Source organism: Bradyrhizobium sp., assembly GCF_035935975.1.
In the GTDB taxonomy this organism is placed as follows: Bacteria; Pseudomonadota; Alphaproteobacteria; order Rhizobiales; family Xanthobacteraceae; genus Bradyrhizobium.
Genome location: NZ_DASYWN010000041.1, coordinates 24,375 through 49,026, shown reverse-complemented (window position 1 = coordinate 49,026; position 24,652 = coordinate 24,375). Strand labels below are relative to the sequence as shown.

23 protein-coding genes are annotated in these 24,652 nt (G+C 65.4%); 12 read left to right on the top strand and 11 right to left on the bottom strand.

The annotated features are described in order from the left end of the window. Positions 1 to 4 precede the first annotated feature (4 nt). Both VGR99_RS22985 and VGR99_RS22980 read left to right on the top strand, forming a co-directional pair. A complete protein-coding gene (locus VGR99_RS22985; RefSeq protein WP_326901606.1) occupies positions 5 to 2,137 on the top strand; it encodes a type I secretion system permease/ATPase in 2,133 nt (710 codons plus the stop codon). Next, positions 2,124 to 3,575, top strand: a complete 1,452-nt coding sequence (locus tag VGR99_RS22980) for an HlyD family type I secretion periplasmic adaptor subunit (protein WP_326901605.1) — start codon at positions 2,124 to 2,126, stop codon at positions 3,573 to 3,575. The genes VGR99_RS22985 and VGR99_RS22980 overlap by 14 nt, the downstream gene beginning before the upstream one ends. Before the next feature lie 10 nt (positions 3,576 to 3,585). Here the strand turns inward: VGR99_RS22980 and VGR99_RS22975 are convergent, their stop codons facing one another. The 3 genes from VGR99_RS22975 to VGR99_RS22965 all read right to left on the bottom strand — a co-directional run bounded on the left by VGR99_RS22975 (position 3,586) and on the right by VGR99_RS22965 (position 6,145). Beyond that, positions 3,586 to 5,448: an ABC-F family ATP-binding cassette domain-containing protein gene (locus VGR99_RS22975; protein ID WP_326901603.1), complete on the bottom strand. Its 1,863-nt coding sequence runs from the start codon at positions 5,446 to 5,448 to the stop codon at positions 3,586 to 3,588. Between the two features lie 46 nt (positions 5,449 to 5,494). Further along, positions 5,495 to 5,668, bottom strand: coding sequence for a hypothetical protein (locus VGR99_RS22970; protein WP_326901602.1), 174 nt, complete (start codon positions 5,666 to 5,668; stop codon positions 5,495 to 5,497). Positions 5,669 to 5,884: 216 nt separating this feature from the next. Beyond that, on the bottom strand, positions 5,885 to 6,145 hold the full coding sequence (locus VGR99_RS22965; RefSeq protein WP_326901600.1) for a sulfur globule protein precursor: 261 nt from the start codon (positions 6,143 to 6,145) through the stop codon (positions 5,885 to 5,887). Positions 6,146 to 6,468: 323 nt separating this feature from the next. Between VGR99_RS22965 and ndk the strand changes: the two genes are divergently transcribed. Together ndk and VGR99_RS22955 are read left to right on the top strand one after the other, a co-directional pair. Next, positions 6,469 to 6,891 carry a nucleoside-diphosphate kinase gene (gene ndk, locus VGR99_RS22960; protein ID WP_027535388.1) on the top strand — a complete coding sequence of 141 codons (423 nt, stop codon included), beginning with the start codon at positions 6,469 to 6,471 and terminating at the stop codon, positions 6,889 to 6,891. 45 nt (positions 6,892 to 6,936) lie between these two features. After that, positions 6,937 to 7,797, top strand: coding sequence for a TerC family protein (locus VGR99_RS22955; RefSeq protein ID WP_326901597.1), 861 nt, complete (start codon positions 6,937 to 6,939; stop codon positions 7,795 to 7,797). A gap of 25 nt (positions 7,798 to 7,822) precedes the next feature. On the opposite strand, the gene ppx is transcribed toward VGR99_RS22955, so the two are convergent. From ppx to VGR99_RS22935, 4 genes are all read right to left on the bottom strand, one after another. Continuing rightward, the gene (ppx, locus tag VGR99_RS22950; RefSeq protein ID WP_326901595.1) at positions 7,823 to 9,325 is read right to left on the bottom strand and encodes an exopolyphosphatase; all 1,503 of its coding nucleotides are present in this window, start codon (positions 9,323 to 9,325) and stop codon (positions 7,823 to 7,825) included. Between the two features lie 15 nt (positions 9,326 to 9,340). Beyond that, positions 9,341 to 11,530, bottom strand: coding sequence for an RNA degradosome polyphosphate kinase (locus VGR99_RS22945; RefSeq protein ID WP_326902420.1), 2,190 nt, complete (start codon positions 11,528 to 11,530; stop codon positions 9,341 to 9,343). 145 nt (positions 11,531 to 11,675) lie between these two features. Next, positions 11,676 to 12,353 carry a DnaA ATPase domain-containing protein gene (locus tag VGR99_RS22940; protein ID WP_326901594.1) on the bottom strand — a complete coding sequence of 226 codons (678 nt, stop codon included), beginning with the start codon at positions 12,351 to 12,353 and terminating at the stop codon, positions 11,676 to 11,678. Between the two features lie 95 nt (positions 12,354 to 12,448). Continuing rightward, positions 12,449 to 12,991 (bottom strand): CDP-alcohol phosphatidyltransferase family protein, encoded by a 543-nt coding sequence (locus VGR99_RS22935; RefSeq protein ID WP_326901592.1) that lies wholly within the window; start codon positions 12,989 to 12,991, stop codon positions 12,449 to 12,451. A 156-nt stretch (positions 12,992 to 13,147) separates the two neighbouring features. On the opposite strand from VGR99_RS22935, the gene purM reads away from it, so the two are divergent. Both purM and purN read left to right on the top strand, forming a co-directional pair. Next, a complete protein-coding gene (gene purM / locus VGR99_RS22930; protein WP_326901591.1) occupies positions 13,148 to 14,221 on the top strand; it encodes a phosphoribosylformylglycinamidine cyclo-ligase in 1,074 nt (357 codons plus the stop codon). After that, complete coding sequence (gene purN, locus VGR99_RS22925; RefSeq protein ID WP_326901589.1) at positions 14,221 to 14,874, top strand: phosphoribosylglycinamide formyltransferase; 654 nt, start codon at positions 14,221 to 14,223, stop codon at positions 14,872 to 14,874. Before purM ends, purN begins: the two co-directional genes overlap by 1 nt. A gap of 89 nt (positions 14,875 to 14,963) precedes the next feature. On the opposite strand, the gene VGR99_RS22920 is transcribed toward purN, so the two are convergent. Beyond that, entirely contained in the window at positions 14,964 to 15,170 is a 207-nt protein-coding gene (locus VGR99_RS22920) for a cold-shock protein (protein ID WP_008129967.1), read from the bottom strand. A gap of 374 nt (positions 15,171 to 15,544) precedes the next feature. On the opposite strand from VGR99_RS22920, the gene VGR99_RS22915 reads away from it, so the two are divergent. After that, positions 15,545 to 16,735: an autotransporter outer membrane beta-barrel domain-containing protein gene (locus tag VGR99_RS22915; protein WP_326901580.1), complete on the top strand. Its 1,191-nt coding sequence runs from the start codon at positions 15,545 to 15,547 to the stop codon at positions 16,733 to 16,735. Between the two features lie 18 nt (positions 16,736 to 16,753). On the opposite strand, the gene VGR99_RS22910 is transcribed toward VGR99_RS22915, so the two are convergent. Next, positions 16,754 to 17,794, bottom strand: coding sequence for a LysR family transcriptional regulator (locus VGR99_RS22910; protein ID WP_326901579.1), 1,041 nt, complete (start codon positions 17,792 to 17,794; stop codon positions 16,754 to 16,756). Positions 17,795 to 17,871: 77 nt separating this feature from the next. Here VGR99_RS22910 and VGR99_RS22905 point away from each other — a divergent pair, with 77 nt between their 5' ends. The 5 genes from VGR99_RS22905 to VGR99_RS22885 all read left to right on the top strand — a co-directional run bounded on the left by VGR99_RS22905 (position 17,872) and on the right by VGR99_RS22885 (position 21,438). Continuing rightward, entirely contained in the window at positions 17,872 to 18,483 is a 612-nt protein-coding gene (locus tag VGR99_RS22905) for a hypothetical protein (protein ID WP_326901578.1), read from the top strand. Beyond that, positions 18,470 to 19,090 (top strand): GNAT family N-acetyltransferase, encoded by a 621-nt coding sequence (locus VGR99_RS22900; RefSeq protein ID WP_326901576.1) that lies wholly within the window; start codon positions 18,470 to 18,472, stop codon positions 19,088 to 19,090. The genes VGR99_RS22905 and VGR99_RS22900 overlap by 14 nt, the downstream gene beginning before the upstream one ends. Positions 19,091 to 19,115: 25 nt before the next feature. After that, positions 19,116 to 19,682 (top strand): isochorismatase family protein, encoded by a 567-nt coding sequence (locus VGR99_RS22895; RefSeq protein WP_326901574.1) that lies wholly within the window; start codon positions 19,116 to 19,118, stop codon positions 19,680 to 19,682. Positions 19,683 to 19,712: 30 nt separating this feature from the next. Next, positions 19,713 to 19,886, top strand: a complete 174-nt coding sequence (locus VGR99_RS22890; protein ID WP_326901573.1) for a hypothetical protein — start codon at positions 19,713 to 19,715, stop codon at positions 19,884 to 19,886. Positions 19,887 to 20,055: 169 nt separating this feature from the next. Then, positions 20,056 to 21,438 carry an aspartate aminotransferase family protein gene (locus VGR99_RS22885; protein ID WP_326901572.1) on the top strand — a complete coding sequence of 461 codons (1,383 nt, stop codon included), beginning with the start codon at positions 20,056 to 20,058 and terminating at the stop codon, positions 21,436 to 21,438. A gap of 155 nt (positions 21,439 to 21,593) precedes the next feature. Here the strand turns inward: VGR99_RS22885 and rnd are convergent, their stop codons facing one another. Both rnd and VGR99_RS22875 read right to left on the bottom strand, forming a co-directional pair. Further along, positions 21,594 to 22,742: a ribonuclease D gene (gene rnd / locus VGR99_RS22880; RefSeq protein WP_326901571.1), complete on the bottom strand. Its 1,149-nt coding sequence runs from the start codon at positions 22,740 to 22,742 to the stop codon at positions 21,594 to 21,596. A 568-nt stretch (positions 22,743 to 23,310) separates the two neighbouring features. Then, positions 23,311 to 24,642, bottom strand: a complete 1,332-nt coding sequence (locus VGR99_RS22875; RefSeq protein WP_326901570.1) for an ABC transporter substrate-binding protein — start codon at positions 24,640 to 24,642, stop codon at positions 23,311 to 23,313. Positions 24,643 to 24,652 lie beyond the last annotated feature (10 nt).

Below are 24,652 nucleotides of genomic sequence, written 5' to 3'. Positions count from 1 at the left end.
GCCCATGACGACGAATGTGGTCCCGGCCGACACGGGGCTCGATGCGCTGCTCACCCTGCTGCATCTGCAGGGTGTTGCAGCCGACCGCGACCAGCTCAGGCACCGGCTGGGGGTGGCAAGTTTCGGCGCAGCGGACATCGTCCGCTGCGCCAGGTCGCTCGGGCTGAAGGCTCGAACCTATCGCACGCAGTGGAGCCGCCTGCCGGGCAGCCCGCTGCCAGCGATCGCGATGCTGCGCGACGGCAGTTTCATGGTCATCGCAAAGGCGTCCGCCGAGAAAGTGCTGGTGCAGTCGCCGCAGGCGCAGCGGCCGGTCTTGATGGAACGCGACGAGCTGTGCGCGATCTGGGACGGCGGGTTGATCCTGATGACCCGGCGTGTCGGGCTGTCGGACCTCGGACGCCAGTTCGACATCACCTGGTTCATCGGCGCGATCGGCAAATACCGGCGGCTGTTCGGCGAAGTCGTGGCCGCCTCATTCTTCCTCCAGCTCTTCGCGCTGGTCTCGCCGTTGTTCTTCCAGGTCGTGATCGACAAGGTGCTGGTGCACCGCTCGCTGTCGACGCTCGACGTCCTCGTCATCGGCCTCGTCGTCGTCTCGCTGTTCGATACCGTGCTCGGCATCCTGCGCAACTACCTGTTCGCGCACACCACCAACCGCATCGACGTCGAGCTGGGCGCGCGCCTGTTCCATCATCTGCTGGCATTGCCGATGGCCTGGTTTCAGGCAAGGCGGGTCGGCGATTCCGTGGCGCGGGTCCGCGAGCTCGAGAACATCCGCAATTTCATCACTTCATCGTCGCTGACGCTGCTGATCGACCTGTTCTTCACCTCGGTGTTCCTGGCGGTGATGTTCGCCTATTCGCCGCTGATGACCTGCATCGTGCTGGGCTCGTTCCCGTTCTACATCGTGATCTCGGCGGTGGCGACGCCGCTGTTCCGCCGCCGGCTGGAGGACAAGTTCCGCCGCGGCGCCGAGAACCAGGCGTTTCTGGTCGAGAGCGTCAGCGGCATCGAGACGCTGAAGGCGATGGCGGTCGAGCCGCAGATGCAGCGGCGCTGGGAGGAGCAGCTCGCCGGCTACGTCTCGGCGAGCTTCGGCGTCACCAGCCTCGGCAACACCGCAAGCCAGCTCGTGCAGTTCGTCAGCAAGGTCGTCACCGCCGCCATCCTCTATGTCGGCGCGCGCCTCGTGATCGGCGATGCATTGACCGTCGGCGAACTCGTGGCCTTCAACATCTTCGCCGGGCGCGTCTCGGCGCCGGTGCTGCGGCTGGCCCAGGTCTGGCAGGATTTCCATCAGGCACGGCTCTCGATCGCGCGGCTCGGCGACATCCTCAACAGCGCGGCTGAGCCGGCTTACTCCGCGGGTCGTGCCGGGCTGCCGCCGCTCCGCGGCAACATCCGCTTCGAGCACGTCGCCTTTCGCTATAGGCTCGACGGGCCGGAAATCCTGCACGACGTCTCGTTCGATATTCCCTCGGGACAGACCGTCGGCATCGTCGGCTCCTCGGGCTCGGGCAAGAGCACCTTCGCAAAGCTGGTGCAGCGGCTCTACGTGCCGCAGGGCGGCCGCGTGCTGATCGACGGCATGGACCTCGTCATGACCGACCCGGCCTGGCTGCGCCGGCAGATTGGCGTGGTGCTGCAGGAGAACATGCTGTTCAACCGGTCGGTGCGCGACAACATCGCGCTCGCCGATCCGACCCTGCCGATGGACCGTATCATGGACGCCGCGAAACTTGCAGGCGCGCACGACTTCATTCTGGAGCTCCCCGAAGGCTACGACACCGTCGTCGGCGAGCGCGGCTCGACGCTCTCGGGCGGCCAGCGCCAGCGCATTGCGATTGCCCGCGCGCTGGTAACCAATCCCCGTATCCTGATCTTCGACGAGGCCACCAGCGCGCTCGATTATGAGAGCGAGCGGATCATCCACGACAACATGAAGGAGATCGCGCGGGGCCGCACCGTCCTGATCATCGCGCATCGTCTCTCCACCGTCCGCGGCGCCGACCGCATCTTCACGCTGGAGCGGGGACGTCTGGTCGAGGACGGCACGCATGATGCGCTGATCAAGACCGGCGGGCGCTACGCGGCGCTGCATCGTCTGCAGGGAGGGATCTATGAGGTCGGCTAGCACTGCAGCGGCCGCCCGGCCGGCACCCACCGTCGTTCCCTTCAAGACGCCGATGCCGCGGCGCGCGGAAGAGATCGCCTTCCTGCCGGCGGCGCTGGAGATCACCGAAGCGCCGCCGTCGCCGATCGGCCGCGCCATTGCGATCGCCCTGATGCTGCTGGTCTGCGCCGCGCTCGCATGGGCGGCCTTGGGAACGATCGACATCGTGGCGTCCGCGACCGGCAAGGTGGTGTCGAGCGGACGCAGCAAGGTGGTGCAGCCGTTCGAGACCGGCGTGGTGCGCGCCATCCATGTGCAGGACGGGCAGGCTGTGAAATCCGGCGACGTGCTGATCGAGCTCGATCCGACCGTGAACGCCGCCGAGCGCGACCGGCTGCATGACGATCTCATGGCCGAGCGGCTGAACATCGCGCGTTTGCGCGCCGCACTGATGGCGGGCGAAGATGGCGCCACCGACCTCGTTCCGCCCGCGGACGCCGATCCCTTGCTGGTCGCCACCCAACGGCAGCTTCTGACGAGCCAGGTCGGCGAGCATCGCGCCAAGCTCGCCGCGCTGATGCGCCAGGAGGCGCAGAAGGAGGCGGAGCATCAGACCATCGCGGCGACGATCCACAAGCTGGATGCGTTGCTCCCCGTGACCCAGCAACGCGTCGACATCCGCAAGACGCTGATGGAGAAGGAGATCGGCTCGAAGCTGACCTATTACGAGACCCTCCAGCTCCAGATCGAGCAGCAGGAGGAGCTTGGCGTCCAGCGCAGCCGCCTCAAGGAGGCCGAGTCCGCCGTCGCCGCGATCCGCGAGACGCGTATTCAGGCCGTGGCCGAATATCGCAAGAGCCTGTCCGACGATCTCGCCAAGAGCGAGCAGAAGGCCAACGGCGTCGCACGCGATCTGATCAAGGCGCAGCAGCGGACGAAGCTGCAGCAACTGACCTCGCCGGTCGATGGCGTCGTGCAGCAGCTCGCGGTCCACACCGTCGGCGGCGTCGTCACGCCGGCGCAGTCGCTGCTCGTGATCGTGCCGTCGGATACGCGGCTCGAGGTCGAGGCGATGATCTCCAACCGCGACATCGGCTTCGTCGAGGCCGGGCAGGGCGCCGCGATCAAGATCGACACTTTCAATTTCACCCGCTACGGCCTGCTGGAGGGCCGTGTGCTGAGCGTCGCGCAGGACGCCATCATTCGCGACCGTCCGCCGGAGCGGGGCGATCGCGCACTTGGGCAGCAACGCGACAGCAGCGAGCCGAACGGGCAGGAACTGAGCTACAGCGCCCGCATTTCTCTTGATCGGACGCAAATGCAGGTCGACGACCGCCTCGTCAGCCTGTCTCCGGGCATGGCTGTGACGGTGGAGATCCGCACCGGCTCGCGCACGATCCTGAGCTATTTGCTATCGCCGTTGCAGCGGTACCGGCACGAGATCATGCGGGAACGCTAGGGGCTGCAATCTAGCCCGCGGCTTCGTCGAACTGCGCGCTGGCTTCGAGCCACTGCTCTTCCGCTCGCGCCAGCGCATCCGCGGCGTTGGCACGCGCCTTCGACAGTTGCGCGGCCTGCTTGGGATCGCGCGTGAAAATGTCGGGCAAAGCGAGCGCCGTGTCGATCTTGGCGATGATGTCGGTGACGCGGGCGATTTCGCTTTCGGCTTCCGCGATTCGCTTCTTCAGCGAGCCGCGATTGTCCGACTTCGGGCGCTGCGGCTTTTCGCTCGGCGCGTTGCGTTCGCGCGCGGCGGGTTCCGCATTGCGCGCCGACAGAATGAGGCGACGGTACTCGTCGAGATCGCCGTCGTAGTTGGTGACGGTGCGGTCGGCGACGATCCACAGCCGGTCGGCGCAGGCTTCGATTAGATAGCGATCGTGCGACACCATGATGACCGCGCCGGGGAATTCGTTGATCGCTTCGGCAAGCGCGGCGCGGCTGTCGATGTCGAGATGGTTGGTCGGCTCGTCCAGGATGATCATGTTGGGGCCGAAGAAGGTCGCAAGGCCCAGCAGCAGCCGCGCCTTCTCGCCGCCCGAGAGTTTTCCGACCTTGGTGTCGGCCGCCTTGCCGGAGAAACCGATCGCGCCGGCGCGGCCGCGCACTTTCGCTTCGGGCGCATCGCCCATCAGCTTGCGGACGTGGTCGTAGGCGGAGGCGTCCTCGTTCAGCTCGTCGAGCTGGTGCTGCGCGAAATAGGCGATCGACAGCTTGTCCGCGCGCGTCACCTTGCCGGAGAACGGCGCGAGCCGTCCGGCGAGCAGCTTGACCAGTGTCGACTTGCCGTTGCCGTTGGCTCCGAGGAGGGCGATGCGGTCGTCATTGTCGATGCGAAGCGTCACGCGGCCGAGCACCGGCGTTGCCGGGTCGTAGCCGACGGAGGCGTTGTCCACGGCGATGATCGGCGGCGACAGGATCTTTTCCGGCGCGGGGAAGGTGATCTCGCGCACGTCTTCCGTGACCAGCGCCGTGATCGGCTTCAACCGCTCCAGCATCTTGACGCGCGACTGCGCCTGGCGGGCTTTCGAGGCCTTGGCCTTGAAGCGATCGACGAAGGATTGCAGGCGCGCGCGCTCGGCCTCCTGGCGCTTGACGGCCTTGGCATCGAGCAGCTCGCGCGCGGCGCGCTGCTCCTCGAACGAGGAATAGGTGCCCTTGTAGAGCGTGAGCTTGCCGCGCTCCAGATGCAGGATCTGGTCGACCGAGCTTTCGAGAAGGTCGCGGTCATGGCTGATCACGATCACCGTGCGCGGATAATGCGCGAGGTGATCCTCCAGCCACAGCGTGCCTTCGAGGTCGAGATAGTTGGTGGGCTCGTCGAGCAGCAGGAGGTCCGGGGCTGCGAACAGCGTCGCGGCGAGCGCGACGCGCATGCGCCAGCCGCCGGAGAATTCGGCGCAGGGACGGAGCTGATCGGCGGCGGAGAAGCCGAGGCCGGAGAGGATCGCAGCTGCCCGGCTCGGCGCCGAATGCGCGTCGATGTCCACGAGCCGGGTCTGGATCTCGGCGATCCGGTGCGGATCGGTCGCGCTCTCGGCTTCGTGAAGCAGCGCGTCGCGCTCGAGGTCGGCCTTGAGCACGACGGAGATCAGGCTTTCCGGCCCGTTCGGGGCTTCCTGCGCCAGGCTGCCCACGCGCCAGCGCGGCGGCAGGGTCACCGAGCCGTGCTCAGCCGCGAGCTCACCCCGGATCACCTTGAACAGGGTCGATTTGCCGGTGCCGTTGCGGCCGACCATGCCGACGCGCGAGCCCGGCGTGATCTGCACGGAACTCTGGTCAATCAGAAGGCGTCCGGCGAGGCGGATGGAGAGGTCGGTGATAGCAAGCATGCGGCCTTGTCACCGCAGGCGGGATCAAACGCAACCCGATTCTTCGTCAGTGCGATTCGCGCTCGCGCTGCTTCAGCTCGTTGAGCAGCTGCTCCAGATGCGTCGGGAGGCGGGGCTCGGGGCGCAGGCTCTGCTGGAGCCGTTCGCCCACGGCATCGCAAATCGAGCGGCAGGTGCGCCGGTCGATCGGCTCGCTGTCATTGGCAAAAAGGCCAGCCATTGCAGGGTTCCGTGTTCTCAAAGGAAAGACACGGTACCAAGTCCCTGGCCCCCGAAATGGTTTCGCCGGTTGTTGGGGATGCCGGGGATTCTAGTAAAAATTGTATGAATTCGTCGTATCGGCGGAAATACAAAGCCCCGGCGCAGGGGGGAACGCCGGGGCTTCGCATGGAAGGTACCCTGGGGGAAAGGTACCTTTGGAAAGGTGCTGTCGGGCTCAGTAGCAGCGGTTGATCAGCCGCCAGCGGGGTCCCCAGGGGGTCGGGACCAGCCTGCGCACATAGCAGCCGCCATAACCATAAGAGACGGGGGCGGCGTAGAAGCGCGGTCCGCCCCAGCCGTAGCCGCCGTGGTGCCAGCCGCCACCGCCGCCGTGCCAGCCCCAGCCGCCATGCCAGTGAGCGGAGGCGGAGGTCGGTGCCAGCGCGGCACCCAGCGCGACCGCGGCAACGGCGGCAAGCGAAAGTTTCCTCAACATGGTGATCTCCTCAAAACTGCCGGCGCGGGGCTATCGCGTCGATGGAAAGGCCGCCGAAACGGTCCGCCTCGCCAGGAGGCTTTGGTTTCGATAGGCCCAACCTTACGCCAGCGAGGCTGAACCAAAGCCTGAATGGAGGCTTCAGATTGGGTTCATCTGGGTGAAATCTCGGTAATCCATGACTAGGTACGGCATGGCGGCCTGCGGCGAAGCGCCCGTGGGCGGCGGTGCCGGTCGCTTTGGCGGTCGCTTGCCGTCCGGCGGCAGCGCCGATATAAGCCCCGCAACTCGCGAAACCACCGCTTCTTCTCAAGGACAAGATTATGGCCATCGAACGCACTTTCTCGATCATCAAGCCCGATGCGACCGCGCGTAACCTGACCGGTGCGGTCAACGCCGTGATCGAAAAGGCGGGCCTGCGCATCGTCGCGCAGAAGCGCATCCGCATGACCAAGGAACAGGCCGAGACCTTCTATGCCGTCCACAAGGCCCGCCCGTTCTTCGGCGAGCTGGTCGAGTTCATGACCTCGGGCCCGGTCGTGGTCCAGGTGCTGGAAGCCGAGGGCGCGATCGCCAAGTACCGCGACGCCATGGGCGCGACCGATCCGTCCAAGGCGGCCGACGGCACCATCCGCAAGCTCTACGCAAAGTCGATCGGCGAGAACTCTGCGCACGGTTCGGACGCCCCGGAGACCGCCGCGATCGAGATCGCGCAGTTCTTCTCGGGCAACGAGATCGTCGGCTGATCCGTCAGCCGGTCAGTTGATATCGACGGGGGATAAGGACTCACTGTGAACTGGCTCTTGCAGATCTTCGATCCCGCTACGATCGGGGCATTCTTCACCCAGTTCCGCAACGAGATGGCCGAACCGACCTTCTGGATCGCGGTCGGCAAGATCATCTGGATCAACATCCTCCTCTCCGGCGACAATGCGCTGGTGATCGCGCTCGCCTGCCGCGGCCTCAAGCCGCGGCATCGGCTGTGGGGCATGATCTTCGGTGCCGGCGCGGCCGTGCTGCTGCGGATCATCTTCACCGGCATCGTCGCGAGCCTGATGGAGCTGCCGTATCTCAAGCTCGTCGGTGGTCTCGCGCTGATCGTGATTGCGGCCAAGCTTCTCGTGCCGGAACAGGAAGACGAGGAGGGCGTCGAGTCCGCCTCGCATCTGTGGCAGGCGGTGCAGATCGTCGTCGTCGCCGACATCGTCATGAGCCTCGACAATGTCATCGCGGTCGCGGCTGCCGCCAATGGCAGCGTGCCGCTGCTGATCCTCGGCCTCGCCATCAGCGTTCCGCTGATCGTCGCCGGCGCAGCGCTGATCATGGCGCTGCTCGCAAAGCTTCCGGTCCTGGTGTGGGCCGGTGCTGCGCTGCTCGGCTGGATCGCAGGCGAAGTGATCGCGACCGATCCCGGCATTGCGCCGAAGCTGCACACGCTGTTCGACGGCCCGTTCGGCGCCTCGCTGGACGGCGTGCTCGCCGGCTTGCGCATCCCGCCGCAGTTCGGTCATGGCGGTGGTGGCGGTGAATATCTCTGCGCGGCGCTCGGGGTCGTCGTCGTGCTGGTCGTCGGCTCCATCTGGCGCCGGCGCAGCCTCAGCCAGGCCGCGCTCGAATCCTCCGAGCGCCACGCCAAGGCGTCGGCGGAGTAAACAGCCGTTCTTCTTAGGTAGTTTTCTATCGCCGGACGATCGAGCCGGCGCGGCCGACGAGGCGGGCGAGCTGCTTGAAGCGGCTGCCGACGCGGTCGGCGACGAGATCGCCGAGCCTGTGCTCGAACACCAGCATCAGCTTGCGCCCCTGGCTGCGGAAATGCGTCGCCGGCAACACGCCCGGACGCGCCGCCGAGATCAGATGTGCGACACGGAACGCCGCGCCGAGCAGGCGGGCGCGCTCGAGCTGGGCCGGCGTCAGCAGTTCCTGCATGGTCGCCGGCGGCTGGTTTTCCTCGGAGAGGCCGGCATAGCGGTAGAACACGGAGAGGCCGACGAAGGCGCGCTCGGTGTGGGTGATCGCGCCGAAATTGGCGTTGACGACGAGGCTCAGCGTCTGCTCGCCGCGATGGTCGGGATGCACGCGCCAGCCGATGTCGGAGAGCAGGCACGCGGTGTGGCGCAGGCGGCGGTCTTCCTCGGTCTCGCGCAGCTTCACCACGCGCACCAGGCGATCGGTCCAGGCGATCAGCTCGCGGGCGTGCTTGGCCGAGCGTGACAGCAGCTCGTTGAGCTCCTCGGCGGCGCAGATCAGGCCGTCCTTGTTGCGCTCGGACTCCGACAGCTTCTCGTGCAGCAGGCCCTCGCGCACGCCGAAGGTCGAGAACACGATGGTCTTCGGCTTGGCGACGCGAATGATGTGCTCGAGCACAAGCGCCGCGTAGGTAAGGAGTGGGCGCCTCGCATCGGCGACGATCTCGATGTCGGCGAGCATGTCGGCGGCCGCCAGACGCCGCAGGCGGCGGGAGAAGTCGAGCGCTTCGGCCGCCGAGATCGAATAGCCGTGCATCACCTGCAGCGGATAGCCGCTCTGGATGATGTGGATGCGCGCAAGCGCACGCCACGTGCCGCCGACGGCATAGAAGGTGCGGCCGCGGCCCGCGGTGAGGAGTTCAACCCCGTCGATCTCCTCGCGCACGATGCGGTCGGCGCGCTTGAGCGATTTGTGCGCGAGATCCTGCAGCGCGAGTCCGCCGAGCGGTAGCGTCACGCCGCTGCGCACGGCGTTCCGGCGCACGTCGATCAGTTCGAGCGAGCCGCCGCCGAGATCGCCGACGATGCCGTCGGGATGATGGATGCCGGAGATCACGCCGAGCGCCGACAGCCGCGCCTCGCGCGGGCCCGACAGGATCTCGATCTTCACGGCACAGATGCGCTCGGCTTTCGCAATGAAGTCGGGGCCGTTGGAGGCATCGCGGCAGGCCGCAGTCGCAATCGCGAACACGCGGCCGACCTGCATCACGCGGCACAGCGCGCGAAAGCGCTTCAGCGACGTCAGCGCCTTGTCGACCGCGTCGGGCGCGAGCAGGCCCGTGCTCTGCACCTCGCGCCCGAGGCCGCACAGCGTCTTCTCGTTGAAGATCGGAATGAGGCTCCGCGTCAGCCCTTCGTAGACGACGAGACGGACCGAGTTGGAACCGATGTCGATGACCGCGACGCTCGCGCCACGCTTGCGCGGCCGCTTCACGTCCACGATCCCGGATCAGGAAGGATGACGTTCATTACGGCGCGTGAGACGGCGCGGCGAGGATTCCTTGAGCGACTTTCCACGGCCAGACAGACTCGGATTTGTCATGAAGTAGTTGTGCACGTTGAAAGGCTCCTCGCCCTTCGCGGCTTTCATACGCGTTGAGGACCCGTCCGGCAACAATTGCCAGCTCTGCTCATTGTCCTTGAGATTCGCGACCATGATCTGTTCGAGAACCTGCTGATGCACAGTGGGATTTTGCAGCGGACACAGCACCTCGACGCGGCGGTCGAGGTTGCGTGGCATCATGTCGGCCGAGGAGATATACACAGCCGCTTTCGCGCTCGGCAGGCCCTGGCCCATGCCGAAGCAGTAGATTCGGCCATGTTCCAGGAAACGTCCGATGATCGATTTGACGCGGATATTTTCCGACAGTCCGGGAATACCCGGACGGAGGCAGCAGATACCGCGCACCACGAGCTCAACCTGCACGCCGGCCTGCGAGGCCTCGTAGAGCGCGTCAATGATGTCGGGGTCGACCAGCGCATTCATCTTCATCCAGACCGCGCCGGGACGGCCGTGCCGTGCATGCGCGGTCTCGCCCTGGATGTGCTCGATGATGCGCTTGCGCAAGGTCAGCGGCGACACCGCCATCTTTTCCAGATCGCTCGGCGCGGCATAGCCGGTGATGAAGTTGAACACGCGCGCGGCGTCGCGGCCTATGGTCGGATCCGAGGTGAAGTAGGAGAGGTCGGTGTAGATGCGCGCGGTGACGGGATGATAGTTTCCGGTGCCGGTGTGGACGTAAGTCGTGAGGCTGCCGCCTTCACGACGCACCACCATCGAGAGTTTTGCGTGCGTCTTCAGCTCGAGGAAGCCGTAGACGACCTGCACGCCGGCGCGCTCGAGGTCGCGTGCCCAGCGGATGTTGGCTTCTTCGTCAAAGCGCGCCTTCAGCTCGATCAGCGCGGTGACGGACTTGCCGGCTTCGGCGGCCTCCGCAAGCGTGCGTACGATCGGCGAGTTGTTGGAGGTGCGGTAGAGCGTCTGCTTGATCGCGACGACGTCAGGGTCGCGCGCGGCCTGCTGCAGGAACTGCACGACGACGTCGAAGGATTCGTAAGGATGATGGACGACGAGATCCTTCTGCCGGATCGCAGCAAAAATGTCGCCGCCATGCTCGCGCACGCGCTCGGGATGACGCGGCACGTAAGGGGTGAATTCGAGATCGGGACGGTCGAGGCGGGTGAGCTGCGAGAGCTCGTTCATGGCGAGCACGCCGTCCACGAGGAAGACCTCGTCGTCGGCCGCTGACAGCGCATGCTGCACGAAGCTGCGCAGCTCCTCGGGCATCTTGGCGTCGATCTCGAGCCGGATCACCGACCCGCGGCGACGGCGCTTCAGCGCGGTCTCGAACAGGCGGACGAGGTCTTCGGCCTCTTCCTCGATTTCCAGCTCGGAGTCGCGGATGATGCGGAAGGCGCCCTGGCCCTGGAGGTTGTAGCCGGGGAAGAGACGGTTGATGAACAGGCCGGTGGCCTGCTCCAGCGAGATCAGGCGGACCTTGCCTTCGGCCGGCAGGCGGATGAAGCGGTCGATCTTGCCGGGCATGCGGATCAGCGCGTTCATCTGCTTGCCGTCGGCCTCGCGCGTGAGCTGGAGCGCGATGGTGAAGCCGAGGCTCGGGATGAACGGGAAGGGGTGCGCCGGGTCGATCGCCAGTGGCGTCAGCAGCGGAAACACGTTGTTGAGGAAGTAGTCCTCGATCCAGGTCCGTTCCGCCTTGGTGACGTCCTTGCCGTCCACCAGCACGATGCCGACGCCGGCGAGGCTGCCGCGCAGATCGGCCCAGATCGCCTGCTGGTCGCTGGCGAGCTGCGAGACGGTGCGGTTGATCAGCGCGAGCTGCTCGGACGGCGTCAGGCCATCGGGCGCGCGCTCGGCAATGCCCTCGCGCACCTGGGCCTTGATGCCGGCGACGCGGACCATGAAGAACTCGTCGAGGTTATTCGCCGAAATCGACAGGAATCGCACCCGCTCCAGCAGGGGGTGGCTGGGATTGACCGCTTCCTCGAGGACGCGGCGGTTGAAATGCAGCCAGGAGAGCTCGCGATTGATGAATCGCTCGGGGCTGGACGCGATCGCCGGCAGGCTCTCGGCTTCCGGAGCTTTATCTTTAGTTTCAACGGCTTGCGCGGAATCCATAAGAAGTCGGTCCATCCAGTTCGCCCCAATTTGCGACTTATGCGCAAAACCGGCGGGAGCATGTGTTAGTCCGATGACGTTTCGATGACATTGATGTTCCGCCGCCGCGCCGCGTCAAGCGGGCTTGAGGGGGCATCGGAGCGGGTCAGGCGTCCCGCAGCAGCTCGGCGGCCAGGGCGCGGGTGACGGGGCGGCCGAGCCTGAGGGCCTCGCCGTCGAGCAGCTCCACGGCCTGCCGGGCCGCCGCCGAGGATCGCTCCAGACGGGTGGCGAGGTAGCTGACCACGTTCTCGTCCACGGAGAGCTGGCGATCGGAGCAGAATTTGACGATCAGGCCGCGGAAGAGCTGGTCGTCGGGCGGCAGCAGCGCCACCGTCGGGAGGGCGCGCAGGCGCGAGCGCAGGTCGCGCAGGTTGATCTCGAGCGAGGCCGGGACTTCGCGGCCCGTGAACAGCACGTAGGCGCCGTCCTCCCGGGCGAGGTTCATGAGGTGGAACAGGGCGCGCTCGTCAAAATCCCCGGCCTTGAGATCCTCGACCACCAGCGCGCCGGTGGCGAGGGCGCCCGGAACGCCGGCGGGGTTGAGCGCATTGGCCGTGGTCGAGCGGGCTCCGGCCTCCTCGGCCCAGATCGCGGCGAGATGGCTCTTGCCGCTGCCCTCGGGGCCGGCCAGCCACATGATCCGGTTCGGCCATTCCGGCCAGCCGTCGATCAGGGCGAGGCCGGCGGCATTGGCGGGGCCTTCGAGGAAATTGTCCCGGCTGAGGCTTTCCGCATGCGGAAGCGAGAACGCCAATTGTCGGGGTTGAACGCGGCCTGCCACGCTAGCTCTGCTCCATGCCGGCGCGCGCCGGCTTCGTTGAAAGAGATTCGATCTCATCGAGCGGGACTTGGCCTTTTGCAGGGCCGCATCACCTCTCATTTGGCCTCGATCGTGCTCATGTGCCGTAGCCACTCGACGAGGTAGAGCGACACCGAGGAGAGCGTGAAGACCGTGACAAAGCCGATCAGGACAGTGTCATAGGGCGCCGGCTTGAAGCCGAAGGCAAGGGAGGCCAGTACCAGGGCGGCATAAGCGACCTGGGCGGCTGTGTTTAGCTTGGATACTTTCGACGGCTTCATCTCGACGGGCTTGTCGAACAGCCAGGATACGATCACGGCTGTCACGATCATGATGTCGCGCGATACCACGAGGATCACGATCCAGCGCGGGATGTCGCCCCAGATGCCGAGCGCGAGGTAGATCGACACCAGCAGCGCCTTGTCGGCGAGCGGGTCGAGCAGGGCGCCGAGCTCGCTGGTCATGTTGAAGCGTTTGGCCAGGAAGCCGTCCACGGCATCGCTGATGCCGGCGATCAGGAAGACGGCGAACGCCACCTCCATTTGGCTCGACACGATGGCCCAGACGATGATCGGGACCAGCATGATGCGGCCCAGGGTTATGATATTCGGAATACTCACGCGGCGCTTCCCGGCACCCGGCCTGACCTCGAATCCGGCCCCCTGGGAGGCTGAACCGGTTGATATCTCTACATAGTATAGGGCGGGGCGCCACGCTTGCCATTGCGCGTCCCCGGAATTCGACGTAACCAGCCGCAAACCCACTGGAAATCGGGCATGACCGACCGCAAAAACGGCCTCACTTACGCCGATTCAGGCGTCGATATCGACGCGGGCAACCGCCTCGTCGACCTGATCAAGCCGATGGTGCGCGCCACCGCGCGCCCCGGCGCCGACGCCGAGATCGGCGGCTTCGGCGGCCTGTTCGACCTCAAGGCGGCCGGCTTCAAGGACCCGGTCCTTGTCGCCGCCACCGACGGCGTCGGAACCAAGGTCAAGATCGCGATCGAGACCGGCCTCCACGGCGGGATCGGCATCGACCTCGTCGCCATGAGCGTCAACGACCTCGTCGTGCAGGGCGCCGAGCCGCTGTTCTTCCTGGACTATTTCGCCTGCGGCAAGCTCGATCCGGAGGCCACGGCCTCGATCGTCGCCGGTGTCGCCGAGGGCTGCCGCGAATCCGGCTGCGCCCTGATCGGCGGCGAGACCGCCGAAATGCCCGGCCTCTACAAGGACGGCGATTATGACCTCGGCGGCTTTGCCGTCGGCGCTGCGGAACGCGGCACGCTGCTGCCGCGCAAGGATATCGCGGCGGGCGACGCCGTGATCGGCCTTGCCTCGTCGGGCGTGCACTCCAACGGCTTCTCGCTGGTGCGCAAGATCGTCGAGCAGTCCGGCCTCGGCTTCGAGGCGCCGGCGCCGTTCGCCCCGGTCATGACGCTCGGCGGCGCGCTGCTGACGCCGACGCGGCTCTACGTCAAATCCTGCCTGCGCGCGATCCGCGAGACCGGCGCGGTGAAGGGCCTCGCCCACATCACCGGCGGCGGCTTCACCGACAACATTCCGCGCGTGCTGCCGAGCCATCTCGGTGTCGGCATCGACCTTGCGCGCCTGCCGGTGCTGCCGGTGTTCAAATGGCTGGCCGCACAGGCCGGCATCGCCGAGCTCGAAATGCTGCGCACCTTCAACTGCGGCATCGGCATGATCGCGATCGTCGAGCCCGACAAGGTCGACGAGGTCGTGCGGGTCTTCACCGATGCCGGCGAGACCGTGGCGCAGCTCGGCACCGTGATTCCGGCCGAGGGCGAACACCGCGTCGTCTATAACGGTCACCTCGATCTGGCGCTGTGATGAAGCGCCGCGTCGCCATCCTGATCTCCGGCCGCGGCTCCAACATGGCCGCGCTGATCAAGGCCGCCGCTGCCGCGGATTTCCCGGCCGAGATCGCGCTCGTCATCTCGAACAAGGCCGACGCGCTCGGGCTCGAACGCGCCAAAGCGAGCGGCGTGAACACGCTGGTGATCGAGAGCAAGCCGTTCGGCAAGGACCGCGCCGGTTTCGAGAAAGTGCTGCAGGCAGCCCTCGACCAGCACGGCATCGAGCTGATCTGTCTCGGCGGCTTCATGCGCCTGTTCACGGCCGAGTTCACCAGGGCCTGGTACGGGCGGATGCTCAACATCCATCCCTCGCTGCTGCCGTCGTTCCCCGGCCTCGATCCCCATGGCCAGGCTTTGCGCGCCGGCGTCAAACTGTCTGGCGCGACGGTGCACTTCGTCATCCCCGAGACCGATGCCGGCCCGATCGTGATGCAGGGCGCCGTGCCCGTCGGCGACCACGATACGGTGGATAGCCTGTCCGAGCGCATCCTCGAGGTCGAGCACCGCATCTATCCCGCGGCGTTGAGCCTGCTTGCGACCGGCAAGGTCAAGATCGAGGGCGATGTCTGCAGAACGGCGGGAAGCTCCGCGTCGGAAAATTTTCTGATTGCGCCGGTCGTGAGCTGAGCGCGGCTCTCGTTTCGCCGTCCCAAACAAAATCCCCCGGCAGAGCCGGGGGCAACGTCATGATCTCTCGCGTTTGGTTTTGAGAGAAATCAGGAGACCTTGAGGTTTTCCGCGGACGATTTGCCGCGGTTCTCCACGAGATCGTATTCAACCACCTGGTTCTCATTCAGGGTCGAGAGGCCAGCGCGCTCGACGGCCGAGATATGGACGAAGACGTCCTTATCGCTGCCGTTCGGCTTGATGAACCCGTAACCCTTGGTGGGGTTGAACCATTTGACGGTGCCCTTTTGTGGCATCGCTAGTCTCCTCCGCTAGATACTAAAAAGACGCGGCCGCTATTTCGCGTGCCACGCCACAAACGGGCTTCCGGAAGTCTGTTCGAGTCCCAACGACGCGAAACGCACAGCAGCACGGCCAATTCCGATTGTGGCCAATATTGCAACATGAAAACCGGCCGTTAGCAAGCAGAGCGCGGATTTCAAGACCGGACCGGGCGCGACGGTCCTCAATTTCCGACCTGTGGCCGCGGAACCACAATCGAGCGCAATGCCCTGAGGATGGCGCACCAAACGGTTGACCCTCCGTGGCAGTTCGGCACAAATCGCACAGCGTGCGCCGCAGCTCGTGTTGCATTTTTGCGCGCAGTCACTTTGCTTCGGGATTAGTCATCATGCGCTGCGCCTCGCAGCTCTCCGGGACACGGCAGACGATCGGGCTGGACCGCGTCCGCCGGATCGTGACTTCTGTCATGATGGCATGCGCTCTCGCCGTGCTGATGTCGGCGACACCAGTCCTGGCGCAGACGCCAACGCCAACGCCGACCCCAACGCCAACCGCAACGCCGACCCCGACCCCGACGCCCACGCCATCACCGAGCCCGTCTCCGACCCCGACCTCATCCTCGATCAATTACGACCGGTCGATCGGCAGCACCTCGCTCAATCTCGGCTCGAATTTTCTGGAGCGGCTGGGCGATCAGGCGTCTGGCGGCGTCAATCGCGCGTTCCGCACCAATCCCGGCGGGGGCGGGGCGTCCGCGGCTACGGAAGATCCGCGCTACCGCACCTGGTTCGAGGGCTACGGCATTTCGGTGCGGACCGATCCGCAAGGCGACTTCGTCGGCGACAAGCGCAAGACGTTTGGCGGCGTGGCCGGCTTCGGCGCGCGGGTCGCGCCGGGCGTCAATCTCGGCTTTTCGGTCGACCAGAGCCACACCGACGTCGACGTGCCGCTGGCGCTGCAGTCGGCGACGATGGACCTGACGCAGATCGGCTTCAGCGGCTCGGTCGACAAGGGACCGTGGACCTGGGCCTTCGCGGTGGTGCACGGTTTCGGAAAAGTCCATTCCAGCCGGGATACCGGCTTCGGCCTTGCCACCGCGGGCTATCGCGCCTCCGTCGACGGCGCGCTGACCGAGATCAGCTATTATTGGACCAAGGACCAGATACGCGTCGTGCCCAAGGGCGCGCTCGAATATGTGCGCGCCACCAGCGCGGCGTTCCAGGAATCCGGCGGGCTCGATCCGCTCAATGTCGGCTCGACCGTGCTCTCGCGTGCGCGGGTGATGATCGGGGCCGAGATCGGCCGCTATTTCATCTTCGACCAGAAGATCCTGGACCTGTCGGCCTACGGCAAGTTCGTCGACAATTTCCACCAGGACCTGGGATCGGTGCAGGTCAGCCTCGGGACGCAGAGCATCGTCGTGCCCGGGATCGGCGAGAGCCGTTACGGCATGGATACCGGCGCCTCGGCGTCGCTCAGCCTGACCAACACCGCGCGGCTCTACATCAACTACGACGGCAAGTTCCGCAACGAGCTGACCTCGCACCAGGGCACGGTCGGCTTCGAATACCGATGGTGAGCTGGGCTCGCCTTTGCCTCAAGTCGGCGTCGCCGCGACGTAACCCGTCAATCCAAATCCCTCGCGTGCGGACGTCATCATCGGCACCAGCGCGTTCGGATGGATGAACTCGTCGCGGAAGCAGGGATAGGTCTTGGGATCGAAGATCTTCTTCAGCCAGTCGACCACGATCTTGTGGCGCTCGGAGCCGCGAAACTCGCCGTGATAGGTGAGCCAGAGATCGGCATGGTGGCTGACGCCGAGATCGACTGCAACGAGCGGCGCGCCGAGCGCGATCGACACGGTCGGCAGGAAGCCGATGCCGGCGCCGCGCTCCACCGCATAGAGCACGCCGACCGAGGAGTTGGTCTTGATCCCGACGATGCCCTCGAGCGATTTCAGCCCGAGCACGCGCGCATAGGCGCCGTCGTCGACCTGCGGCGCGCTCTGCTTGATGATGCGGTGGTTCTGCAGATCCGCGAGCGATTTCGGCAGGCCGTAGAGATTCTCGTACTCCTTGGAGACGAAGGGATAGATGTGCAGGCGGCCGAGCTTGGCGACGATCAAATCAGGATTGGTCGGCGGCTCGAGCTGGATTGCGATATCAGACTCCAGACGCGCGACGTCGGACTGCTCCATCGCACAGCGCAGGTCGACGGTGATCTTGCGATAGGTCTTCTGGAAGTCGATCAGCCGCGGCAGGATCCAGAAATTGCCGGGGCCTTCCGTCACCGCGACGCGCACGGTGCCCGACGTGTCGTTCGACGCGCGCGAGGCGCGGCGGAAGACGTTGAAGGCATGACGCTCCATATGCGCAACGTCGGCGATCATTGCGGTGCCTTCATCGCTGAGCGTGAGTCCGCTCTGGTCGCGCAGGAACAGCTTGCAGCCGATGCTCTCTTCGAGCCGGTCGATCCTGCGCATCAACGTGGTGGAGGTGAGCCCGAGCTCTTCGGCCGCGTTGCGGAAACTTTTATATTTTGCGCACGCTAAAAACAGCTTCAAATCGTCCCAGGACGCGCCCAGGGCTTCCTCACGGTGCTGCATCATCGCAGCACCCCGGTGCAATAACTGCTGCATACTCCTGATCCCCAACCGCTAAGCTCATCCTCATAGCGGGGTACGAAAGCCGCGAACGATAGAGGGGCGAGTGGAGTATGGAAAGGGGCTCGTTTGCCGCAAGGCATGATTTCGACGCGTTGCCGCTCAGCCCGGACGTCGATGTCCGCTGCGCGCAATTTTCCGAAATTGCGGCTCTTTCCGAAATGGCGCGGCGGCTGGTGCCGGGCGTGCAGATCGGAGCGGTCGATCTGGCGCGATATTATGCACTCGATCCCGAGAGCATCCTGACCTTCAGCCGGAAGGGCCATCTCGTCGGCGGTATGGCGTTCTTGTTTCTCAACGAGCACGGCCACGACGCGTTGCTGCTCGACGAGATCTGCCTGACGGCCCCGGAGGTGCGCTATCTCGCCTTGGCCGACGAGGACGTCTCCGCAATCTACATATGGGCGATCGCGGCGACGGGGCGCGGGATCGCCGGTCTCGGCAAGGCCTCGGCGCATTTACGTCAGGTAAGGTTTCGTGACGCGGATTGCTATGCGCAGCCGTCAACCGTGGCCGGACGCGAGATCATGAAAGCGACGGGCTTTGCGCCTATCGCGAGCTTCCAGCCCGACCTCTGGTGTTACGAGCGGCCCTGGCATCGGCAGCCGCTGCGAATGCCGGGCGCGATCATCCAAGCAAGGAGTTTTGCAGATGCACGGCACTAGGATTCCTCTCGCCAAGCCCGACTCCCGCGCCATCACCGTCCGCCTCGCGCGCGATCCCAGCGATCTCATGCTGGTGACCGCCATCCGCTCGGCCGTGTATCTCGCCGAGCAGGATTGTCCGTTCGAGGAGGAGTTCGACGGCAACGACATGGTCGCCGCCCATTTCATCGGCTATATCGGCAACGAGCCTGCGGGCTGCCTGCGGGTGCGCTTCTTCGGCGATTTCGCCAAGGTGGAGCGGCTTGCGGTGCGGCACCAGTACCGGCGCTCGCGCGTCTCGTTCAAGCTGGTGCAGGCCAGCGTCGATTATGTGAAGCGCAAGGGCTTTCGCAAGATCTACGGCCAGGCGCAGGACCGGCTGGTGGATTTCTGGGCCCATTTCGGCGCCAAGCCGCTCAGTCATAATCGCAAGATCACCTTCTCGGATTTCTCCTACACGGAGATGCTGCTGGAGATCGAGCCGGGGCCGGACGCCATCACGCTGGACAGCGATCCCTATGTGATCATCCGCCCCGAGGGCGATTGGGACCGGCCCGGCGTGCTCGACGCATCCGCGGGGCGGGCGGTGACCTCGCCGCTGCGGGACCTCGCACTCGCCGATCGCTGAAACTGGTGCAGCTCTGCGCAAGACAATGCTGGCTTCCATCCACGACGACGATCCGCCGATCCTGATCTGCGCGGATCTTCAGGTCGAGTACCTCACTCCCGGGCGCCGCCACGTCATCCGCGACGGCGAGGCCGCCACTGCGCGGTCCCTGGAGCTGCTCACGCTGTGGCGCACCAATCTCTGGCCGGTGATGCATCTGAAGCGCATTGCCCAGGCGGCCTGGTTCAATCCGGCATCCAGGCTGACCGATTGGATCGCGGAGGCGAAGCCGCGGCCGGGCGAAATGACCTTCGAGCACCCGCTGCCGTCGGCCTACAGTTCCGCACGCTTCGTGGACTACATGTCCAATATCCGCAATGTGCGCTGCGTGCTGATCGGCTTTTCCCTCGATGAAACCATTCTGGCCACTGCCGTGGACGGGTTTCATCGCAGCCACCGCTACCAGGTGGTTGCCGATGCCGTGGCCTGCCGGCAGCCGGGCACGGGCGATGCTGCCGCCTACAAGCATGCGGTAGTGAATGTCGCCGGGAATTTTGCTACAATCCTGTCCAGCGCCGAACTGATCAGAACCAGCGGCGCCGTTGCGGTATAGGCGGCCGCGATCGGCGGATGGGGTGGGACATTGTCACGGGGAGACGAGCTCAAGGAGCTGGTGAGCGATTTGTCGCGTGCCGCCGAGACGGCGCGCCGCATCGGCTTGCCCACGACGGTCTACCTGCTCTCGATGGCGCTCGTCGAGGTCCGGGAAGAAGCCGCACGCGTCGCCGACGATGGCGATGACGACGGCGCGGCCTGAGCGCCGCCGGGTTTCCAAGCCATTTCCAGGCTATTTGTGTGCGGCTTTGTGCAACGCTGCTGAGCGCTTGCTGCCGACGAATTGGCGTTGCAAGTTCTGCCTCGTCGCAATAGCCAAGGAGTGACGTTGGCCGCGCCGGCGACGTCACGACTTCAAGGATCCCAAGCAAATGTCCATCCTGCCCAATTCGCAAGAAGCCCGCGATGTGGCCTACCAGCTCCATCCCTATACCAACGCGCGTGCCCATCAGCAGGCAGGTCCGCTGGTGATCGAGCGCGGCGAGGGCCCTTACGTGTTCGACGCGGCGGGCAAGCGCTATTTCGAGGCGATGGCCGGGCTGTGGAGCGTCGGCCTCGGCTTCAACGAGAAGCGGCTGGTCGAGGCCGCGCACAAGCAGATGCTGGCGCTGCCGTTCTACCATACGTTCTCCGCCAAATCGCACGGGCCCTCGATCGATCTCGCCGAGAAGCTGGTCTCGCTGGCGCCGGTGCCGATGAGCAAGGTGTTCTTCACCAATTCCGGCTCGGAAGCGAACGACACCGTCTTGAAGCTGATCGCCTACCGCTCCAATGCGCTCGGCCAGCCGCAGCGCAAGAAGATCATCAGCCGCATGCGCGCCTATCACGGCGTCACCATTGCCTCGGCGAGCCTGACGGGCCTGCCGAACAATCACCGCTCGTTCGACCTGCCGCTGCCGAACATCCTGCACACGGGCTCGCCGCATTTCTACAAGGACGGCGCCCCCGGCGAGACCGAGGAAGCCTTCGCAACGCGCCGGGCCGAGGAGCTCGACGCGCTGATCCAGAAGGAAGGGCCGGACACGATCGCCGCCTTCTTCGGCGAGCCGGTGATGGGGGCGGGCGGCGTCATCGTGCCGCCGGCGACCTATTGGGACAAGATCCAGGCGGTGTTGAAGAAGTACGACATCCTGCTGGTCGCCGACGAGGTGATCTGCGGCTTCGGCCGCACCGGCAACATGTTCGGCTGCGAGACCTATGGCATCAAGCCCGACGCGCTCGTGGTCTCCAAGCAGATCACCTCGAGCTATTTCCCGTTCTCGGCGATCCTGATGAACGACCGCATGTTCGAGCCGATCGCGGACGAGAGCAACAAGATCGGCGTGCTCGGCCACGGCTTCACCGCGGGCGGCCATCCGGTCGGCTCGGCGATCGCGCTGGAAAACCTCAAGATCATCGAGGAGCGCGGCCTGGTCGCGCACGCCGCCGAGCTCGGCGCCTACATGCAGGGCAAGCTGCGCGAGCTCACCAGCCACCCGCTGGTCGGCGAGGTCCGCGGCGTCGGCATGATCGCAGCGATCGAGCTCGTGCTCGACAAGGGGCGCAAGACGGCCGCCAGCACGCCCGGCGCCGTCGGCGGCATCGCCAGCCGCATGCTGCAGGAGCGCGGCGTGATCTCCCGCAACATGCTGGACGCCATCGCCATCTGCCCGCCGCTGATCGTCACCAAGGCGCAGATTGACGACCTGGTGGCGGCGATCACGGGCGTGCTGAACGACATGAAGGCGGAAGTCGCGAAGCTGACGCCGGCGTAAGGTTCTCTCCGCTCGTCATTGCGAGGAGCGCAGCGACGAAGCAATCCAGTCTGTCTCCGCGGAGTCGGGCTGGATTGCTTCCGCCTTCGCCAAAGGCTTCGGCGGACAAGTCGCTACGCTCGCAATGACGATGTGGAAGCAGCGAGGGCTAACGCCTACGCCCGCTGAACCCCGACCACGCGGCCCTTCTCGATCGCGAGCGCCAGCTCGCCGCGCTTCAGCTTCAACGCGGCATCGCCGAACAGCTCGCGGCGCCAGCCGCGCAGGGCGGGGACGTCGGCTTCGTCGTCGGCGGCGATCTCTTCGAGATCGTCGACGGTCGCGATCACCTTGCTGGCGACGGCGTGGCGCTCCGCGGTCATGCGCAGCAGCACCTTCAAAAGCTCCACGATGGCCGCGCCGTTGTTGTTGTTGCGCGGCTTCTCCAGCTTCGGCAGCGTGGAGAAGTCCCGTGCCAGGCCGCGCTCGACCGCGGCGACGATGTCCGCGCCCCATTTGGACTTCTCAAACCCCTTCGGCACCGAGCGCAGATGGGCGAGCTTCTCCAGCGTGTTCGGGGCGTGGGTGGCGATGTCGCTGATGGCTTCGTCGCGCAGCACGCGGCCGCGCGGCACGTCGCGGCTCTGCGCTTCCTGCTCGCGCCAGGCGGCGACCTCCATCAGGACGGCGAGGTCCTTCGGCTTGCGCACGCGCGTCTTCAGCCGCTCCCAGGCCCGCTCGGGGTGGAAGTCGTAGGTGCGGGGCGAGGTCAGGATTTCCATCTCGATCGAGACCCATTCGCTGCGGCGGCGCTTCCTGAGGTCGGCATCGAGCGCGGCGAACACGTCGCGCAGATGCGTGACGTCGGACACCGCGTAATGCATCTGCTCCTTGGTCAGTGGCCGGCGCGACCAGTCGGTGAAGCGGTGGGTCTTGTCCGGACGGTGGCCGGTGACTTTCTCGACCAGTGCGTCATAGGCGATGCTGTCGCCGTAGCCGAGCACCATCGCCGCGACCTGGGTGTCGAACACCGGGTGCGGGATGATGTTGGCCTGGTGCCAGATGATTTCGATGTCCTGGCGGGCGGCGTGAAACACCTTCAGCACGCCCTCGTTGCCCATCAGCTCGAAGAACGGCTTGAGGTCGATGCCCTCGGCCAGGGCGTCGATAACGATCGCTTCCTCGGGGCTGGCCATCTGCACCACGCACAGCAGCGGGTAATAGGTGGTTTCGCGCAGGAACTCGGTATCGACGGTAATAACGGGGTGCTTGGCCAGCCGGCTGCAGGCAGCCGCGAGGTCAGCGGTGGTAGTAATCAAATCCATGAACGGCCCATGACGAGACCATCAGCCGTTCTGCCGAAAGCGCTGTGATGTCAAGGGGCTCTAAGCAAATTCGAGGCCTGCATAGGGCCGAAATCGCCCCTTTCCGCGAAATTCCCTATTCGTAACGGATCCGGTGCGAGGATTTGCGGGCGCAGGGCAGCGCGACCACGATCAGGCACATGCCAACCAGCGCCAATCCCAGGAACTCGAAAACCAGCAAATCCACGGCGGAAATCTCCAGAAACATCGTTAGATTTGTCGGGGGTGCGTTGACGGTCTGTTAATTCCAATGGTTACCGGCGGCGGGGCGGGCCGGATGGTGGACGGGGAGTTAATGGGGCCGCCGGCCCACCGTCACGTCATTAACTTCGGCAGGGCTGCGGCCAAGGCGTCCACGGCGGCGCGAACCTTTGGTGGCGAGCGGGGCCACCATCGCTCAGCAAAGTTGAGACGGACTTGGTGGGCACGGCGCTGTGCGCCTTTGCCCACCCTGGCTAGGAGATCGCGTTCATAGCTCGCAGGGGGATTAGCCGAAGGCGTAATCCACCCTGCGAAGCCACGTAGCCCCTTACGGCAGCTTCAGCGACGTCTCGGCATTGTACGGCTTCAGCGTCTCGTCGGCGGCCTTCTGGGCGGCGACGAGGGCTTCCTTCGGCTGCTTCTTGCCGTTGAGAACCAGCATCACCTCGTCCTCGAGCGTCTTGCGCACCGGCACGGTCTTGTAGGTCGCAAACCACGGCTTGGCGACGTCGAGCTGCTCGACGGCGGTCTTGGCGTCCGGGTTCTTGTTGAGGAAGTCGACCATGTCTGATGTCTTGTAGGCGGCCATGTTGGGCGCGAAATAGCCCGTCGCACGGCTCCACCAGGCACTCTTCTCGGGCGAGGTCATCCACTTGATCAGCGTCCAGGCGGCCTTCTGCTTGTCGGCTTCGAGGCCGGCCGGAATGATCAGCGAGGCGCCGCCGATCGGCACGGCGTTGCGGACGTTGCGCGGGATGAAGGCGACCTTGTAGTTGAACTTGGCGTTGTCGCGCACATAGGTCAGCGAGCCCGTGGACAGCATCATCATCGCGGCATTGCCGGAGATGAAGGAGGTGCTGACGGCAGGACCGGGCGTGGCGCCGGGGGCGTGGACCTTGTGCTTATAGACGAGGTCGTTCCACCAGGTCAGCGCGCCGAGCATCGAGGGCGTGTCGTAATAGACTTCGCCGCCGAACTCCTCGTTGTAGTAGCGCCCGCCATTGGTCATGGTGAGCGTTTCCATCATCCAGCCGCAATAGTCGTAGGCGCAGGGGATCGCGATGCCCCATTGGGTCACCTTGTCGCCTTCGCGCTTGGTGAGCTTCTTGGCCCAGTCGGTCAGCTCGGCCCAGGTCTGCGGTGGCTTGGTTGGGTCAAGCCCGGCTTCCTTGGCCTTGTCGGCGTTGATGTAGAGCAGCGGCGTCGAATTGTGGAACGGCACGCCGTAGACCGAGCGGTTGATCACCGCATTGCCCTGCAGCGCCGGGAAGAACTGGCCCAGGAACTGGTCCTTGGTGGTGCCGTCGGCGGCGATCAGGGGATCGAGATTGGTGAGCTCGTTCTCGATCTGCATGTCGAGCAGGAAGTTCGCCGACATGATCACGGCGGACGGCGGCTTGCCGGCCTTGATCGAGGCGCGGGTCTTGATCAGCGTGTCGTCATAGGAGCCGGTGTAGACGGCGGTCGCCTTGATGTTCGGGTGACCTTCGTTGAACTCCTTGATCAAGGTGCCCATGTCGCGGGCGAGCTTGCCGTCGACGGGGACGGGAAAGAACAGGTCGATCTCGGTCGGGCCTTCGGCCATCGCCGGGACGGCGAGGGCGCCTGCCATAGAGCCTGCCATGGCAAGGCCGAGCATGAGCCTGCGGGTAAACAGCATCGGAAAATCT